Source organism: Moorena sp. SIO2C4 (genome assembly GCF_010672485.1).
Lineage (GTDB): Bacteria > Cyanobacteriota > Cyanobacteriia > Cyanobacteriales > Coleofasciculaceae > Moorena > Moorena producens.
In genome coordinates this window covers 1-1,835 of the sequence record NZ_JAAHGN010001291.1, presented here as the reverse complement: position 1 = coordinate 1,835, position 1,835 = coordinate 1, and the positions used below count along the sequence as shown (strand labels likewise).

General features: G+C 42.5%; 2 protein-coding genes. One reads left to right on the top strand and one right to left on the bottom strand.

The features are described from left to right. Nucleotides 1–700 (top strand): Uma2 family endonuclease (locus tag F6K20_RS36745; protein WP_287298149.1); only part of this gene is annotated, 700 nt, incomplete at its 5' end. A 160-nt stretch (nt 701–860) separates the two neighbouring features. Here the strand turns inward: F6K20_RS36745 and F6K20_RS36740 are convergent. After that, nucleotides 861–1,733: a tetratricopeptide repeat protein gene (locus tag F6K20_RS36740; RefSeq protein ID WP_287298148.1), complete on the bottom strand. Its 873-nt coding sequence runs from the start codon at nt 1,731–1,733 to the stop codon at nt 861–863. Nucleotides 1,734–1,835 lie beyond the last annotated feature (102 nt).

The following is a 1,835-nucleotide window of genomic DNA, read 5'->3' as shown; positions in this document are numbered from 1 at the left end:
TGAACTAATTACCACCATTAAGTATGGCCTGGAAGTCCACTTCAAAGATGACCCCAATGTATTCGTTGCTGGGGATTTGTTGTGGTATCCAATACAAGGACAACCCAAAATCAATCAAGCCCCGGATGTGATGGTAGTTATCGGTAGACCCAAAGGGCATCGGCGTTCTTATAAAACCTGGGTTGAAGATAACCTTAATCCCCAAGTCACCTTTGAAATTGCATCATTAACCAACACCATCAAAGAATTAGAAGACGATAAACTCAAGTTTTACCGGACCCATGGAGTAGAAGAGTACTATCTCTATGATCCAAATAGAGCCAAACTAAAAGGCTGGTTGCGTTCAGCCGAAAAACTAGAACCAATCCCTCAGATGCTTGGTTGGGTTAGTCCCCGTTTAGGAATTACCTTTGAGTTAGTAGCATCTCAATTGGTGCTCTATTATCCCAATGGTGAGCCTTTTGCTAGCTATTTGGAAATTAGTGAGCAGAGAGAACAACAACGTCAACGGGCAGAGCAAGCCGAAGAAGCTTTAGAACAAACACAGGAAGCTTTAGAGCTTGAAAGGCTCGAAAAACAACAGGCATCAAAACGAGCAGAGCAAGCACAGCAAGCTTTAGAGCTTGAACGAATTCGCATGAAGGCATTGCTAGAGCAATTAAAAGCCAAAGGGATAAATCCCGAGGATTTTAACCTGTAAGGGATTTGATTGATAAGTTGTTGGTTGCTACTATCTTGTTTCGTCGTAGTTTGTCCCACTGTGGGCAAAGGCATAATTACCCCTACTGAGATCAGACTAACTAGAGCTGTTGCCCAAATTTTTGGCCGTTTTGATTTAGTTGAAACCATACCGATACCCCCTACCTCAAATCCAGAGCCGCCTCTAAAATTTCACTTTTATTCTGTTCTAATTCACGCACTTCTGATTCATCCCCTAAAGCCCGATAACTGACCTGGGCTTGCTCTAACCACTGTAACGCTTCTTCTTTACTATCAAGAATTAGGGTGATAATCACTAAACTCTTTTGTATTTCCGCTTGACTGTTTAAATCTGATGCTGTTTGAGCCAGTTCTAAACCTTTGAGGTAACGCTCCTTTGCCAGTCGAGTTAACCCCACTTGTGTGTAGGTATTCCCTAGCAGTTGATAGGTGGCTACCAAATTATTACCATCTTTGATGCTTTGTTCGAGGATATCAATCGCATCATATTTCAAGTCTTCGCTGAGGTAAAAATGGGCTATGGCTAAGGTTTTTGCTTCTTCACTTAACTGTTTTTGCTGGAGTTTCTCTACTTCTTTTAATAGGGTGGTAGCTTTCTTTTCATCAAGTACCCGAAAACCAAATACCCCTTCCTCTATAGAACGTTGACCGTTGTCAGTCTCAACAATTAACCAATAATAACCAGGTGGTAGAGGTTGTTCCCCTGAATAAAGAATTTCTGTCTCCCTACTGTGGGTTTTCCAGTCTAGATCTAATCCTTGTCCACGAATCCTAACAGAGTAACTTTCTGCACCTTCAACCTGATGCCAGCGTAGGGTGGGTCGGTTGTCGAGTAAGGATGTGTTCCTCGGACTTAATAGATAAGGAATGTTTTGATTATTTGCTGCCCTAGTAGGAGCGGTATCATCCTCTGAGTGAATTATTCTATTATCTCTGGTGGCAGGACAGCCTTCATTAACGGTGGAAGTTCTTCCCGGTTCAGGTTTCCAGGTTGTCCAGTTGGAACACAGCACTTCAACCGTAGCATTTGAGCCTACAAACAGCTAATAATCCCCCCTGAGTACAGAACCAATAGAAGCTGGTTGAAAATTTGACCAATTGGGCTTCTGGAATTT